At 60.8% G+C, this 14601-nt stretch carries 16 protein-coding genes and 1 tRNA gene; 6 read left to right on the top strand and 11 right to left on the bottom strand.

The features are described from left to right. Positions 1 to 86: 86 nt before the first annotated feature. Together FA90_RS21965 and FA90_RS21960 are read right to left on the bottom strand one after the other, a co-directional pair. Entirely contained in the window at positions 87 to 809 is a 723-nt protein-coding gene (locus FA90_RS21965; protein WP_036172562.1) for a DsbC family protein, read from the bottom strand. A 22-nt stretch (positions 810 to 831) separates the two neighbouring features. Then, complete coding sequence (locus FA90_RS21960) at positions 832 to 2070, bottom strand: FAD-dependent monooxygenase (RefSeq protein WP_036172560.1); 1239 nt, start codon at positions 2068 to 2070, stop codon at positions 832 to 834. Between the two features lie 88 nt (positions 2071 to 2158). On the opposite strand from FA90_RS21960, the gene FA90_RS21955 reads away from it, so the two are divergent. The 4 genes from FA90_RS21955 (at position 2159) to FA90_RS26675 (ending at position 5382) form a co-directional block, all read left to right on the top strand. Next, positions 2159 to 2234 (top strand) — tRNA-Phe (locus FA90_RS21955). 1631 nt (positions 2235 to 3865) lie between these two features. Further along, positions 3866 to 4396, top strand: coding sequence for a PAAR domain-containing protein (locus FA90_RS27410; RefSeq protein WP_239700903.1), 531 nt, complete (start codon positions 3866 to 3868; stop codon positions 4394 to 4396). Between the two features lie 7 nt (positions 4397 to 4403). Next, positions 4404 to 5009 carry a glycoside hydrolase family protein gene (locus FA90_RS25935; protein ID WP_239700901.1) on the top strand — a complete coding sequence of 202 codons (606 nt, stop codon included), beginning with the start codon at positions 4404 to 4406 and terminating at the stop codon, positions 5007 to 5009. Beyond that, positions 5002 to 5382 carry a hypothetical protein gene (locus tag FA90_RS26675; protein WP_051972001.1) on the top strand — a complete coding sequence of 127 codons (381 nt, stop codon included), beginning with the start codon at positions 5002 to 5004 and terminating at the stop codon, positions 5380 to 5382. The genes FA90_RS25935 and FA90_RS26675 overlap by 8 nt, the downstream gene beginning before the upstream one ends. 97 nt (positions 5383 to 5479) lie before the next feature. On the opposite strand, the gene FA90_RS21945 is transcribed toward FA90_RS26675, so the two are convergent. The 6 genes from FA90_RS21945 to FA90_RS21920 all read right to left on the bottom strand — a co-directional run bounded on the left by FA90_RS21945 (position 5480) and on the right by FA90_RS21920 (position 10886). Then, complete coding sequence (locus tag FA90_RS21945; protein WP_036172558.1) at positions 5480 to 5938, bottom strand: hypothetical protein; 459 nt, start codon at positions 5936 to 5938, stop codon at positions 5480 to 5482. 228 nt (positions 5939 to 6166) lie between these two features. Next, positions 6167 to 6700, bottom strand: a complete 534-nt coding sequence (locus FA90_RS25265; protein ID WP_156116802.1) for a hypothetical protein — start codon at positions 6698 to 6700, stop codon at positions 6167 to 6169. 387 nt (positions 6701 to 7087) lie between these two features. Continuing rightward, positions 7088 to 8239 (bottom strand): branched-chain amino acid ABC transporter substrate-binding protein, encoded by a 1152-nt coding sequence (locus FA90_RS21935; RefSeq protein WP_036172556.1) that lies wholly within the window; start codon positions 8237 to 8239, stop codon positions 7088 to 7090. A gap of 237 nt (positions 8240 to 8476) precedes the next feature. Then, positions 8477 to 8686 carry a DUF2945 domain-containing protein gene (locus tag FA90_RS21930; RefSeq protein WP_036176720.1) on the bottom strand — a complete coding sequence of 70 codons (210 nt, stop codon included), beginning with the start codon at positions 8684 to 8686 and terminating at the stop codon, positions 8477 to 8479. Positions 8687 to 8790: 104 nt separating this feature from the next. Beyond that, entirely contained in the window at positions 8791 to 9498 is a 708-nt protein-coding gene (locus FA90_RS21925; protein ID WP_036172554.1) for a glutathione binding-like protein, read from the bottom strand. Positions 9499 to 9533: 35 nt separating this feature from the next. Then, entirely contained in the window at positions 9534 to 10886 is a 1353-nt protein-coding gene (locus FA90_RS21920; protein ID WP_051971999.1) for a diguanylate cyclase, read from the bottom strand. Positions 10887 to 10999: 113 nt separating this feature from the next. Between FA90_RS21920 and FA90_RS25930 the strand changes: the two genes are divergently transcribed. Then, positions 11000 to 11167, top strand: a complete 168-nt coding sequence (locus FA90_RS25930) for a DUF2256 domain-containing protein (RefSeq protein ID WP_081933985.1) — start codon at positions 11000 to 11002, stop codon at positions 11165 to 11167. Positions 11168 to 11241: 74 nt separating this feature from the next. Then, positions 11242 to 11616: a lipoprotein gene (locus tag FA90_RS21915; protein ID WP_036172552.1), complete on the top strand. Its 375-nt coding sequence runs from the start codon at positions 11242 to 11244 to the stop codon at positions 11614 to 11616. Here FA90_RS21915 and FA90_RS21910 read toward each other — a convergent pair. The 3 genes from FA90_RS21910 to FA90_RS21900 all read right to left on the bottom strand — a co-directional run bounded on the left by FA90_RS21910 (position 11606) and on the right by FA90_RS21900 (position 14489). Beyond that, a complete protein-coding gene (locus tag FA90_RS21910) occupies positions 11606 to 12166 on the bottom strand; it encodes a YgjV family protein (RefSeq protein WP_051971998.1) in 561 nt (186 codons plus the stop codon). The genes FA90_RS21915 and FA90_RS21910 overlap by 11 nt on opposite strands. Positions 12167 to 12194: 28 nt before the next feature. Next, entirely contained in the window at positions 12195 to 12884 is a 690-nt protein-coding gene (locus tag FA90_RS21905; RefSeq protein WP_036172550.1) for a hypothetical protein, read from the bottom strand. Between the two features lie 87 nt (positions 12885 to 12971). Further along, the gene (locus FA90_RS21900; RefSeq protein ID WP_036172548.1) at positions 12972 to 14489 is read right to left on the bottom strand and encodes a BCCT family transporter; all 1518 of its coding nucleotides are present in this window, start codon (positions 14487 to 14489) and stop codon (positions 12972 to 12974) included. Between the last annotated feature and the right edge of the window lie 112 nt (positions 14490 to 14601).

Here is a 14601-nt window from a genome sequence, read left to right as displayed (position 1 = left end):
TTCCTAGTTGGATTCTTTATTTTTATGCGTGACGGCCCCGGGTCCGTGTGCACGGGCCCGGGGCCGCCAGTGACGACTCGACAGTGTTATTGCTTGACCGTTTCCAGCTTCTTCTCCAGCGTCGGCAAGTCGACCGCGCCCGGAATGCGGCTGCCGTCGGCGAAGAAGATCGCCGGCGTGCCGTTGATGCGCAGCTTCTGGCCCAGCGCCAGCACCTGGTCGTTCGGCGCCTGGCAGTCGGCCTTGGCGCTCGCTGCCGGCTTACCGTTGATCATCCACTCGTCCCAGGCCTTGGCCCGGTCCGGCGAGCACCAGATGTTGCGCGACTTGTCGAACGAGTCCGGCGCCAGGATGTTGTACATGAAGGTGTACACGGTGACGTTGTCCAGGTGGCTCAGCGTTTCCTTGCGCAGCTTCTTGCAGTAGCCGCAGTTCGGATCCTCGAACACGGCGATGACGCGCTTGCCGTCGCCCTTGACCTGCTTGATCGCCTCATTGACCGGCAGGTCGGAGAACTTGATCTTGTTGATGTCGTCGATGCGGTCGCGGGTCAGGTCGCGCGTGGTCTTGGCATCGTAGACGTGGCCGATGACCAGGTATTGGCCGGTCTTGTCGGTGTACATGATGTCGCCGGCAACGCGCAGCTCATACAGGCCGCCGTACGGTGTTTCCTTGATCGATTCGATCTTGGCGCCGCCCAGGCGTGGCTCGATCGCCTTCTTGATATTGGCTTCGACCGAGTTCTGCGCGCCGACGCAGGACGTGATCAGGCCGGTCGCCAACAGCACGGCGAGCTTGGTTTTGAACATGAATACGTTTCCTCAGTGATGATTACTTGCCCATGGCGTGGGCAATCAGCCGGCGCTTGACCAGCGGCAATTTATCCAGCAAGTTTAATCCCAAATTGCGCACCACGCGCAGCGGTTCGAGATTGGCGCCGAACAAACGTTCGAGCCCGTCGGTCGCCAGTTGCATCAGCAACACATCTTCCTTGCGCGTGCGCGCGTAACGCGCCAGCACGCGCGCGTCGCCGACGCCCTGGTGCGCTTCGCGCGCACCCAGCACTTTCAACAAGTCGACGATGTCGGCGAAGCCCAGGTTCATGCCGTGGCCGGCCAGCGGATGCACGACGTGGGCGGCGTCGCCGATCAGCACGACGTGCGGCGCGGTGACCGCATGCGGACGCACCAGCGCCAGCGGCAGGGCCTGGACGGCTTCGGGTTGCAGCGGCTTGAGCAGGCCGAGCTTGGCGTCGGCGTGCTCGCCCAGGCGGATCGCCAGCTCGCCCAGCGACTCGTTCATGATGGTGTCGGCCAGCGTATCCGGCGCCGACCACACCAGCGACACGCGCTTGCCCGGCAGCGGCAGCAAGGCGACGATGCCTTCCTTGCAGGTGAACCACTGGTAGGCGACGTTGTGGTGCGGCTTTTCGCACTCGAAGTTGGCGACGATGGCGCGCTGGTGGTACGAGCGGTAGTCGATGCCGATGTCGCAGCGGCCGCGCACCCAGGAGTCGCGCCCGTCGGCGCCGATCAGCAGCTCTGCCTCGATCACGCCGCCCTCTTCCAGCTCGATGCGGGCGTCGTCGGCGTGTTCCAGGCGCAGCGCGCGGCCGGTGACGACCTTGACGTTCTGGGCGAAGCGCAGCGCGGCGTCGAGCGCCGCGTTCAAATTGCTGTCTTCGACGATCCAGGCCAGCGTGCCGGTGTGTGCGCCGAAGGCGTCGAAGCCGATCCGGCCGCCGTTCTCGCCATCGCCCTGCACGTCCATCGCATCGACCGGCGCCACGCGCCCCATGTCGAGCGCGCCCCACACCCTCAAGGACGACAGCAGCGCATGCGCCGTGTGGTTGAGCGCGTACACGCGCGTGTCCCACGGGCGCTCGCCGCTCGAGACGGCGGCGCCGTCCTGGCCGGGACGCGCCGGCGGCACCAGCAAGGCGACGCTGTGGCCGGCCTGGGACAGGCCCAGCGCCGCCGTCTTGGCGATCGCGCCATTGCCAACGATACAGATGTCGCTGCGAACGAGTTCGCCGCGAACCGATGCGGTAGAGGTGGTCGATGTCGTCATGGGGAACATTATACCTGTCCGGCCAGCCGAAATTTGCCGCTCAGGACTTGCGTGCTTGGAAACCACTGGCTATAATCGTGCCTCCTTTGGCCTGGTAGCTCAGTTGGTAGAGCAGAGGATTGAAAATCCTTGTGTCGGTGGTTCGATTCCGCCCCGGGCCACCAAAGAATATCCCTTACAGAACGCCAACCCATGCAGGTTGGCGTTTTCGTTTCTAGTACGCGAAGTCCTTGTGTCCGGTCTATTTTGGGTTGATTGCTTTTGTTGGGAGCGACTTCGAGGTCTAGTGCCGCCTGCGCTTCGGACTTTACGTATCTTAATAGCGTTTACGGATAGTTCAACAAGAATGGTTCTTCTAGGCATTAAACATCAGCTGCGTACACTGGTGTAAGATATTTGCTAACAGGCACTAACGATCTAGCGAAACCGTCAGGTGGAAATTCAAGTTGCGACAATTATCAGCGGAACGGAAACCCCTCCTGGCGACGGAGTGACCGGTGCATTACGATGCTTGCTCATGCTTTCGGATGGCACAAAACGCTCGGCGATCGTAAAAAGAGGCCGCCCGGTCAATCATGGCTGAAGCATTCTCAGCGCTCTTGTTGGGGCAAATGGGGCCTTCCGGCTTCTATGCCGTTCTTAATCGATGAAGAGCAAACGTTGGCATTTGCCAGTGCTGACATTAGCTACCCAAACCTTAAACAAGCTCTCGCGCTAGACAGCCTGCCCCTCGCCCAGCACGCGATGTTGCTTTGCGAGTTTCGGCATCGCTCGCGTGTAGTCTCACAACCACACCACTTGCAGCAGTGTGCGATGAAGCAATTGATAACCGAGATCGAAATCTTGGAAACATCCTGTGGACGGAACTGACGAGGCGTGGATAGATCATGCCTTTGCGCTCGGTCAATACTGTTGACTGAATATTCGAAAATTGGATCGAAGGACTATCAAAAAAACCTCTACAGTCGCGAATCCCCCAAGGGCAGGATGATTGACAATTGCTTTACAATAAACGCTCGATAGCATCGATTTAATGCATCAGCGTTCGGAATCTCAGAGGATAGCTTGGTGGCCGGAATCTCTTGCTGTCATAGGTTTTGTACTTTGATTGCATTAAAGCCGGGGCGAGCCTTACTCGCAGTTGCGCGTCGATCGGCTGTAGTAGGTCGAGATTATATAGTGTGTGGATGTCGACACGCAACAACATCCCATTCATCTTTGTAATTCGCTTTATGTGCATATAGCCGAATGTGCGCTGCTTCCAACCAATGGTTGAAATGATTTGGATTCCCACGACTTAGCGCATCAGCAATCCAGAAACATTCATAAGCGGCAGGCTTGAACGGAACAGTCTGGTTGGTCTTGACATTTTAAGCAGTTATAGACGCGTGCTTTCATGGTTATTTTTCCATAATAAAAACTATCGGTCGCAGCGGGTTGCCGCAATCCGGGCCGACCACTGTGCGGCGTACCCGATCAGCGAGGCAAACGAACGAAGGAACAAAAGCATCCATTTCAAAGTTACAGAACTGTGTGTGCCTGGGTCCTGCGTCGATTGGCTCGCGATTACCTTGCCCAGACAAGTGCACTTGTGCCGTTATACGATGCTTTAAGACATCAATGGCTCGCGAATTGCGAGCACTTGCAAATGTCGCGTGTTCGTTGCGCTTGCGCAAACATCTTTAGTGCCGCTGGTCAATAATTATCGAGATGATCCAGTACTACTTTGATCAATCGGGTTGAGCATTCGAATTAGCGTTCTGCAAAGACCAGATCGTCGTTCAGGAGCAGCAAGATGAAGCGGTACACAATTACGCTTGGAGCATCGACCACGGTCGGCGGAACGGTTCTCTCAGCAAGTAGCAGCGGCAGCGTCAATGGTGTGACGATAGCGCTTGAGGGCGACTCAGTCTCTTGTCCAGCTTGTAAGTCGTCAGGGAAGATCTTGTGCGTCGAGCCGCGGATTCCCGAGACATGGAACGGGAAAAAAGTGGCACTAGAAAATGATCTATGTATGTGCGGATGCTCCAGCCCACCTCGGCTCGTGCCTTCCCAATCGATCAGATACCAAAATCTGAGCGACAACAGTATGGCGAGCACAGTTGCTCATAAGCAATCAGCCGCTATAAGTGCATTCACGGGTGAACCGCTGTTCGACGACAGATTTTCTTTACTCGACGACGACACAGGCGAACCGCTTCGCCATACTGAATACGCGATAAGACGCGCCAACGGAAAGGTCGAGTTTGGAGTTACAGACGAAAAGGGCCATACGCATCTACTAGCGGCAGCAGCACGCGCTGAATCCATTGAAATCTATTTGTGAGGCCAACATGCCAGCCGCAATTAATTCTCCATCTGGACGCGTCCTGCACCATCGCGCGACGAGAACAACAACGCCTCGCGAGGACGCAGAAGCAAAGGTGGTGCGGATCAAACTAAGCAAGGAGCGGCGATTAGCAGAAAATAGGAAATATCTTCAGAACCCGAATATATATGCATTTCTCAAGGCTATCGCCGAGGCCGAGGGCGGTGGTTATGACTTCAAATATGGAGCAGTCAAGGGAAAGAAAAACGATCCATGGCGTTTTACCGATTACTCCACCCACCCCGGCCCTGGATTTGGCGGCAAAACAACCGCCGCAGGAATGTATCAAGAAAATATCGATACTTGGCGTGAGATGGGCGGAAATATGGGACTGACTGATTTCACGCCTGAAACACAGGATTTGATCGCTATCGAGATCCTCCGCGTCATCAAGGCGATCGACAGTATTCAATCTGGCGACATCAACGCAGCATTGAGCAAGGCATCGCGTCGGTGGTCATCCCTTCCGCAAGGCAAAGGAAAGTCAGGGTATTATCCCAACCAGCCTTCGGTCTCGTTCGACGCATTTGAGTCGAACTACAAGCGTTTAGGGGGCATCTCAAATGATTAGAGCACAACGACTACTCATACTTTTTTTCGCCCTTCCTTCGATCGCATATGCGTTCCCAGCGTCGCTACAGAAGCACAGCTCATTTGCCGTTACTCGCAAAATACTGCTGAAGGACAAATGGAAGCCGATCAACGTTCATGCCCACGACGACTATCCCCTCATTGGGGTCGAGCATGAACTCGCAAAAATGAATATCAAGGAATTTGACTCTTGCAGTATTGATAATTCAAGCTGCGTCATGCGCTACAAGCGCGGTAATGAATGCCTCACGGTGTTTACCGTCGGTGAGAAAATTAAGTACATGAAAGTCGTCGACTGGAATGATGAGTGTCCGACACCGTCATCGTCAGAGGCCAAAAAAACTCAGCGCTAACTAGCACTGCGCAACACAAGGCGTCAACACAACCGCGCTCGTCATCAAGGCAATTTCGCAGCCATGGGAGAAAACTAGCTCAAACGCTACTTTTGTTTCAGTCTTTCCTTTCTTTGAACTCAACATCGATCACGTTGTCTTCGGTGCTTTTGGACGGGTTCCGGCCAGCGAACGGAAACACGGACGATAAGGTCCGATCAAAGAGAGTCCTCCTCAACCGAGGGTATGCAAGAAGAAAAACCATAGCGAACCCTGTGAACCCTGCGGGCACATACTCGCCGTGCCACAGAAAATGCAAGCAGCAGAGTGCGAGCACGGTCGCCATGACCGGGCGACGGGCAGGTTTGGGCAATAGCCCCACGATGCGCGGCCCACTCCGGGTGATCCACGGAAGTCTCGCAAACAGTACGGCAAGAAGGAATCCCGCCATGCCCCGCCCCGTACCGAGGTAGTCGGCCAATACGCCGACGACAAGATAAGTCGTGTAGGTCAAGGTACTGGCCAGGGCGGCCAGCACGACGAGTGCGACAGCAATGGTCGACTTCGGCGCACGCATCGCCGTTGTAAGCAAAAAACGTAGGATTTTTGGACTCCTGCAAATGGGTATTGGAAGGCTGGCGCCAATCTTAACAGCCTGTCCGCCGGAGCCGCTTTGGACGGCCGCGCGCCGCCCGGGGTTTTTGTGCCTACAACGCCCTCTGAGCACGGCAATCATCGCCTCCGATGGCTGTCATCAACAAAAAGGCCACTGTCGGGTGGCGTTTTTGCTCTCCGGCAAGCGTTCCTAGTGAAAGACAATGGCGCCGTCATTCGCGCACATGGCGAACGCTTTCATCCAGTCCTGGTAGGAAGAACGAAAATACGCGTCAGGGTGCTGAGCCGCCGCGGATTGGTACTTTACGAAATCCAGATACACGCGCTTGCACACGGCGGGGCCGATCACGCCTTCGGCATCCGAAAAATCGATCAGCTCCCAAAACGGCCCTGTCTGTATTTTCCAGACGGTAGCGTCGTAACGGAGTTCGGTGTTGCCATTGAATGATTTGAATGGCGTCGGCTTGTAACCTGCCAGTTTTGCGAGCTCGTTTCGCCAGTAGTTGTAGCCCGAGTACGATCCAGCACGGAAGTCGAAGGCTTGATCATAGTGGTACACCGCGCCAGCGCTCAAGCCGTCAAAGCGCTGTACGATTTCTCCAGGAGACAGCTTGACTTGATTCTTGACGGTCGGCTGGCCATCCTTGTCGACTTGCGGCACAGGGACGAGCACGAGCTTTTCAAATGCCGTAACGTCCAGACCGGCATGCGCGACGGCCGGCAAGAGACAGGCTGCGGCGAGACATTTCCGGATGAGTGCCGCGATATGCTTTGATCTTTTCACCATTCCCCCGTTTCACATCATCCACGCTCGTCCAAGCGCGCTATGTTTCCACAGTGTAACTCATTCGGGAATGCTGGCGAAACTGCGGCCGCAACACAAAAACGCCACCGTCGGGTGGCGTTTTCATTTTGCGGCCCGCATCGGCGATCCAATCAATGGAAGACCAGATACAGCAGAACGAGGACGATTGCCGGAACGCCGAGCAGCCAGCCGAGGAAATACTTACCCATGATGCTCTCCTTCACGTGTTGTTTGATGACGATTTCAGGATAAGCCGGCACAGACCGCAGCGTCCGTACGCTAATGCACATTTGATAATAATTTTTCTCAGCGCACCACCTGCAGTTTGATCTTCTTGCCGTCGCGGTAGGTGTACAGCGTCAGGGCGGCGTTCTGCAGGTCACCCTTGGCATCGAAAGCGATGGCGCCGGTGATGCCCTGGTAATGCACCTTCGCCAGCGCCGGCAGGAACTTGGCCGGATCGGACGATTGCGCCTGCTGCATCGCTTGCGCTAACACCATCACCGAGTCGTAGGCATAGGGCGCGTAAGTCTGCAGTTCCATCTTGTAGCGCTGGCGGTAGCGTTGCACGAAGGACGCGTAGCCCGCCTCTTCCGCCCCGCTGACGCCGCCGGCGACCACGCAGATCACCTTGTCGTTGCCGAGCGCCGCGCCGGCCAGCTGCGGCAGTTTTTCCGAGCAGATGCCGTCGCCGGAGACCATTTTCGCGCGCATGCCGAGCGCCTGCATCTGCTTGAGCATGGGGCCGGCCACGGCGTCCATGCCGCCATAAAACACGACGTCGGGATCGCGCGCGCGGATCTTGGTGAGGATGGCGTTGAAATCGGTCGCCTTGTCGTTGGTGAATTCGCGGCCGACGATCTGCGCGCCGCCGGCACGCTTGACCTCTTTCATGAATTCGTCGGCGAGCCCCTGGCCGAACGCGGTGCGGTCGTCGATCACCGCGATCTTCTTGGCTTTCAGGGTGCCGATCGAATAATTCGCCAGCGCGTGCCCGATCAGGTCGTCGTTGGCGACGACCCGGAACGCCGTCTTGAAACCCTGGTGCGTGTACAGCGGCGTTGTGGCAGCCGGCGAAATCTCGGGAATGCCGGCGCTGTTGTAGATTTTCGAGGCCGGCACCGTGGTGCCCGAATTGAGGTGGCCGACCACGCCCGCCACGCCGGCATCGACCAGCTTTTGCGCGACCGCCGTGCCCATCTTCGGATCGCTGCCGTCGTCTTCCGCCTGCAAAGTCCAGTGCACCTTCTTGCCGCCGATCGTGATGCCCTTTGCATTCAGGTCGTCGATCGCCATGCGTGCGCCGTTTTCAATGTCCTTGCCCTGGTGGGCGCCGGGACCGGACAGTGGCGAGGCGCTGCCGATCTTGATTTCGGTTTGGGCGGCCGCTTGAGCGGCAAAGGCTGGCGCGGCGGCCAGGGCGAGCATAAGGGGCAGGACGGCGGCACGAACGGGCATGTCAACTCCTTGGATGAGATGGCCGATTGTAATGCTGCATCGCCAGATAACAAACCGGCAATCGTGCGGATGGCGATCTGCCCGGTCCAGGCAGCCCCGGCATCGTTACCGTCCTTGACGACTACATAGCCGAAATGAGGGATGTCAGCCTGATCTGGCCGAATCGCAAATTCATTCCAGCGAACGTGCACAGTGTGACCGATTTTTTTGCGGCGGCACTCGCGCCACGCCTGTGAACTAGATCTTCTTGAGCGCGCTGGCCTTGTGCGCGGCTTCGGCGCCGGTCTTGTCGCTGACGACCAGGTATTCCGGGTGCTCGCCGGAGGCCGCGACCTCGTGCGTCTTGATGTGAGTCGGCTTGGTGAGCTTTTGCTTGATCGTGCCGCGCACCGGCCCCTGGGAAGAATGCCATTCCACTTTGTCGCCGACCTTGAGCGTGTCCGTCATGATGGGTCCGATGCCGAATTGAGGATGCGGCATTTGAACACGGATCGCACGCGCGGGACGCACGCGTGCGCGCGGGCTGTGCTCCACTGCGCCGCTGCGGCGCTTCAGTCGCTCGGGCCGGGCACCTTCAAGCCGCGCTGCACCGCCGGACGCGCCAGGAACGCCTGCAGCACGCGATCGACCTCGGGAAAATCGGCAAAACCGACCAGCTCGCCGGCGCCGAGTGCGTTCACCAGTCCATTCACCCAGGGGAAGATGGCGATATCGGCGATCGTGTAGTCGTCGCCCATGATCCAGCTGCGCCCTTTCAGGACGCCATCGAGCACGCGCAGCAGGCGCTTGGCTTCGTCGACGGCGCGGTCGCGCGGACGCTTGTCTTCCCAATCCTTGCCGGCGAACTTGTGGAAGAAGCCGACCTGGCCGAAGGCCGGGCCGATGCCGCCGATGCCGAACATCAGCCACTGGATGGTTGCCATGCGCCGCGCCGGATCCTGCGGCAGCAGCCGAGCGCTCTTTTCGGCCAGGTACAGCAGGATGGCGCCGGATTCGAACAGCGGCAGCGGCTGTCCGCCCGGACCGTCCGGGTCGAGGATGGCCGGGATCTTGTTGTTCGGGTTCAGCGCCAGGAACTCGGGCGAGTGCTGCTCGTTCTTGTCGAACGCCACGCGGTGCGGCTCGTAGGGCATGGCGATTTCTTCCAGCATGATCGCCACCTTGACGCCGTTCGGCGTCGGCATCGAGTACAGCTGCAGGCGCTCGGGATGCCTGGCCGGCCATTTATGCGCCACGGGGAAGTTGTTCAGATCGCTCATGAATGCCTCCTGCTTCGATTGGTCGAATCCGGAGTCTAGCCGTCGGCCTGGCAGACCGGCGCGTCGCAGGGGATGGGTGCGCCGCAGATGCGGTTGCGCCCGGCCTGCTTGGCTTCGTACAGCATGGCGTCGGCGCGCACGAACAATTCGTTTTCGGTCTTGCACGCCGGGTAGCCCGCGATGCCGCCGCTGAACGAAAAATGGCGCACGTCGCCCGGCTTGACCTCGAACGGCAGCGCACCGAACGCGCAGCGCATCGCATCGAGCTTCTGGCGGCCCTGTTCCTGCGTGCTGTCCCAGAACACGACGACGAATTCCTCGCCGCCGAAGCGGCTCAACAGGTCGCGCTCGCCGAGCATCGACGCCAGCGTCAGCGACAGCCGCTTGATGACGATGTCGCCGAAATGATGGCCCCAGGTGTCGTTGATGGTCTTGAACTTGTCGATGTCGACCACGCCGAAGGCGAGCGGGCGGCCCTCGATGGCGGCCTGGCGGATCAGGTCCTGCGCCTTCTTTTGCAGGCCGACCTTGTTGAGCAGGCCGGTGGCGCGGTCCTTGCCGATCAGGTCGCGGTTGACGCGGATCTTATTGACGCGGTTGAGCAGCTGGGCCGCCAGCAGCGCGCCGTCGGCGGCCGGCATCGCCGCGTCGAAGCCGCTGGCCAATGCGCGCCGCATCAGGTCGGCGTCGCTGTGGCGCTGCAGCAGGACGATCTCGCGCACCGGATCGGCTTCGATGTTCTTCTTGAGCACCCGCACCAGCGCCTCGGTGCGCTGGTACTCGGCGTCCGAGATCAGCACCAGGTCGGGCTGGAGTTCCTTGACGCGCAGGTGCAGGGTTAAGGGATAGGTATGATGGATGAGCTCGATGCGATGCTCGCGCAGCGCCTCCTCGTCCACGCCAGCCGCCCCCAGGCCGATCACGCGCACCAGGTCGCCGCGCTTGTTTTGCACGAACAGGTTGAACAGCTTGTCGACCAGCACGTCGTTGGCGATCGGCTTTTCGGCGTAGGCCAGGCAATGGCTGTCGACCAGGCGCTGCTGCAGCAGGAAACGGCCGCCCTGGCGCGCGCTCTGCAGGTAGACGTAGCTGTGGTCGGCGGGCAGGCGCTGCAGCAGCTCGCTCAGCATCAGCGTGCGCCGGGCTGCCAGCATGTCGGCCTGCAGGTTGTGCAGGGCGTCGAGGTCGATCACGAACAGGGTGTTGCCGCCCTCCTCGGCCACGGCGGCGACCGCGGCGACGAAATCGCGGACTTCGTCGAAGCACAGGATGTCGAAGTCGTACTTGTGCGCATGCAGGCGCAGCTCGGTGCGGTTGTCTTTGATGAAGAAATTATGAGACAACAGCAGCACATGGTGCTTGTAGAGCGGCGGCGCGGCGCGTGTCATGTCGGATGTCGTAATTGAATGGCGACTTGTGAACCTTACACAAGAATAAGACTTTTTGCTGTAGCGAAAAGGGAACTTTGAACAGTTTTTGAACCGGGTAACGTGGACGTCATATGAAGATGCGCAAAAAATCGGAATTGCCGAGCAAGCAGTGCGCCTGCTGCGGCCTGCCCTTCAGCTGGCGCAAGAAGTGGGAACGCGACTGGGACCAGGTCAAATACTGTTCGGAGCGCTGCCGGCGCACGGCCAAGGCCGCGCCCGATGCGTCGCCGCCGCGATGACCTGCACGAAATGCTAGGTAAATAAAGGTCGTCAACCGGACTAGAATAGGCCGAAACCTCGACAGGAGACGTCCATGAAATCGATCAGCCCGGCTTGTGCACTCGTGCTTGCCCTGGCGAGCGTGTCCGCGCACGCCGCCGATCCGGTCCCCCTGAAAAAATCCGATGGCGTGCTGGTCGACGCCAAGGGCATGACGGTCTACACCTTCGACAAGGACACCGCCAACAGCGGCAAGAGCGTCTGCACCGGGCGCTGCGCCGAGAACTGGCCGCCGGTACAGGCCGACGCCGCCCAGCCGGCCGCGCCGTATTCGGTCGTCACGCGCGAGGACGGCAGCAAGCAGCTGGCCTACAACGGCAAGCCGCTGTACACCTTCGTCAAGGATAAGAAACCCGGCGACAAGACCGGCGACAAGGCCATGAACGCCTGGCACGCGGTCACGGACTGAGCGCCGCGTCGTCGGCTTGTGAGGCGTCTGCGCTTGCGCCGGCCGGCCTGGCGCGTGTGGCACGCGCCATCAGCCAGGTCGTGCGCAGATTGACTGCGCCGATCGCGATTTCGAGCGCGGTGCCGCCGATCGAACCGGCGATCAGGTTGTTGGCGATCCACAGCGCGGTCCCGCACAGCATCAGCGCGCGCATCGCCACGCCCTCCAGCAGAAACAGGGCCAGCGTCCCCAGGCAGGAGGCTGTCAAGGGCAGCCAGTCGCTGGCGCGGTGCGCGAGCGACAGCCCGAGGCCGAGATTGAGTGCGAGCACGAAAGCCACCACCCACGGCGAGCGCGTGCGCAGCGCCAGCACCGAACGCAGCATCGACACGGCCGAGCTGGCGGTGGCGGTCGGGTTGCCCAGCAGCGTGAAGTGGACGATGTAGGCCAGACATTCCGCCGCCATGAACTGTTTGAAGCGGCGGTCGTCGCGCTGCAGGAAACCGCCGACGCCCAGCACGAATGCCACATAGCCGACGCACTGCGCCGGCGAGAACCAGTCGATCGTCATCGCTCAGAGAAGAAAAAAAGGCGGCCGATTATACCTGCCCCAGCGGTGCGTCCGGGTCATCGTGGACGCCGGCGCGATGCCCGCCGCCCAGGCCGAGTGCCATGCCGCGGCCGTCGCCGCCGCCGCCGTCCATGTTGTTGCCTCCGCCTCCGCCTTCTGCCTTGCTGCCGCCCTCACCCTTGCCGCGGCCGCCGCCGCTGCCCTGGGTGCGGGTCGGCCCCTGCAGCGGAATCGGCACGTCGGCGGGGACCGGGCCGAGGTCGAGCGCCTCGCGGATGAAGCTGCGCAGCGCGATCACCAGGTCGGCCGTGTGGATAGGGCGGCCGGCCGCCATGTCGTTGGCCGCCTGGCCGGCCAGGCGGCAGTGCTCCTCGGTGCCGAGCAGGAGGATGTCGGCCAGCGCCGCTTCGACCGCGTCGCGGATGCGGCGCGCACGGTCGAAGCTGGCGGCGGTGCTTTCCGTGCCCGCGCCCGCGCGTAACGCGCGCAGGTGCGTGGGATCGACCGTCAGCTCGCCGGTGAAGGAACCGCCCAGCGTGCGGTAGGCGGCGATCAGCGTGCGCAGGCGCTCGTTGATCTGGCGGTTCATGCGCTCGCGCCGCTGCTGCACGGTCTGCATCATCAGCACGCGGATGCCGACGCCGAGCAGCGTGAAGACGGCCAGGCCCAGGAAGGTCGTCAGGACCGCATGCCATGAACTGAAATCGAGGGTGCGCATGTTTGCCTTTGCGGTAGGTGTCGAACCGCCAGTGTAGCGGCTGGCGCGCACCGACGACGTCAAGGGCCGGACATGCGCAGCCGCCGATCATTTCGCGGCCATGGCGCGCAGGCGGCGGCGCAGCTCGCGCTCGCGCTGCTGCTGCTCGACCCAGTCTTCGCGCATGGCGCGCCACAAGGCGATCACCATCAGCACGATCACCACCGCGAACGGCAGCGCAAACACGATGGTCGCGGTTTGGACCGCCTGCAGGCCACCGGCCAGCAGCAGGCTGATCGCGATGCCGGCCACCAGTGCTCCCCAGACGATCTTGATGCGCGCCGGCGGATTCGGATTACCGCCCGTGCTCATCATGCCCAGCACCAGCACGGCCGAGTCGCCGGAGGTGATGAAAAAGACCAGCACCAGCAAGGTCGCGATGGCCGACATCGCCGCGCCGAACGGCATCGCCGCGAACATCGTGAACAGCGCGGTCGCGACATCGTCCTTGACGGCCGCGGCGATCGGCACGTGCTGCCAGATCTGCATGGTCAGCGCGCTGCCGCCGAAAATCGAAAACCACGAGAAGGCCGCCAGCGACGGCGCCAGCACCGTCCCCATGATGAATTCGCGGATCGTGCGCCCGCGCGAGACCCGGGCGATGAACAGGCCCACGAACGGCGACCATGAAATCCACCAGGCCCAGTAGAAAATGGTCCAGTTGCCGATCCAGTGGCTGTCGCGGAACGGCGTCGCCCTCAGGCTCATGCGGACGATGTCGCTCAGGTAGTTACCAAGGGTATTGGTGAACGTCTCGATGATCGCCACGGTCGGCCCGAGCAGGAACACGGCGAGCGCCAGCAGCGCCGCCACCACCATGTTGAAGTTCGACAGCAGCTTGACGCCTTTTTCGACACCGCTCACCGCCGACAGCACGAAGATCGCGGTCGTGACCACGATGATGCCCACCTGCCAGGCCTGGTCGACCGGGACGCCGAACATGGCCCGCAGTCCGCTGTTGATCTGCAGCGCGCCCATGCCGAGCGACGCGGCGACGCCGAAGGCGGTGGCCACCACCGCCAGGCCGTTGAACAGGCCGGCCAGGCGCTGTACCGGCCGCCATGGCAAGGCGCTGGTTGCGGTACTGATCAGCGCATTGCCGCCGCGGCGATATTGGAAGAATGCGATCGCCAGGGCGACGACGCCATACACCGCCCACGGGTGGAGTCCCCAATGGAAGAACACGTAGCGCATCGCCGCGTTGGCGGCTTCCGGCGTGCCGGAGGCAATGCCCGGCGGCGCCGTCACGTAATGCGAGACCGGTTCGGCCACGCCCCAGAACACCAGGCCGATACCCATCCCGGCCGCGAACAGCATCGCGAACCAGCTGCCGGCCGAAAATTCGGGCTCCTCGTCTTCGCCGCCGAGCTTGAGGTCGCCGTAACGGCTGAACGCGACGAAGGCCGCGAACAGCACCAGCCCAAGCACGACCCACAGGTAGAGCCAGCCGAAATTGCGGGTCAGCGCCGCAAGCACGGTATCGAAGACGCCCGCCATGTTCTCGGGCGCCAGCACGCCCCACAGCACGACGAGCAAGATGAATCCTGCTGAAAAAACCATTTGCATGCATCACTCCTTTGTAACTGCGTCCGCTCGACAGCAGCGGACCAACCCGCTATTGTATTCGTACAAATACTTTTGCGCTGCTCGTGCATTATTTGCAGCACGCAAAGTCATG

The sequence above is a fragment of the Massilia sp. 9096 genome, from assembly GCF_000745265.1.
Taxonomy (GTDB): Bacteria; Pseudomonadota; Gammaproteobacteria; order Burkholderiales; family Burkholderiaceae_D; genus Telluria.
Note: the sequence above shows the minus strand (reverse complement) of the source record. Positions and strands in the feature narration are given on the sequence as shown.